The organism is Clostridioides sp. ZZV14-6150, assembly GCF_020657875.1.
Taxonomy (GTDB): domain Bacteria; phylum Bacillota; class Clostridia; order Peptostreptococcales; family Peptostreptococcaceae; genus Clostridioides.
Genome location: NZ_JAGWDA010000075.1, coordinates 1 through 395, shown reverse-complemented (window position 1 = coordinate 395; position 395 = coordinate 1). Strand labels below are relative to the sequence as shown.

Sequence of the window (395 nt, the reverse complement as noted above, 5' to 3'; positions counted from 1 at the left end):
TATAGAAAACGAGCATGTACAATCAGATGGCTTACATTTATATGCAGTTTGGAAAAAATATAGATATGTTACTTATAGTGCCAATTTCCCACCAGAAGAATATCCTTTAAATAGAACAGGTGAAGTGCCTGTTGATGCAAATAGATATGTTGAAGGTGATACAGTTATTGTATTAAAAAATAGTGAAAATAATCCATTAGGCGGAGAGGAAGATAAAGACAAATTTTTAGGTTGGACTTCTAATATAGAAAAAGCTCAAATTCCTGTAATAAAATCTGATGAAGAAGAAAATATTGTAATAGGTAAAGAAGATTTAATATTATATGGTATGTGGGGAAAATATAGGATTGCATATGGTTCAAATGGAAAACCTGGTTCTAGTATAACTGGTCATG

The 395-nt window shown here is 30.6% G+C and carries 1 protein-coding gene; it reads left to right on the top strand.

What is annotated here, in order from left to right:
• Window positions 1-395, top strand: a 395-nt coding sequence (locus KGF41_RS20575) for a hypothetical protein (RefSeq protein WP_227857144.1), incomplete at both ends; no start/stop codon positions are given.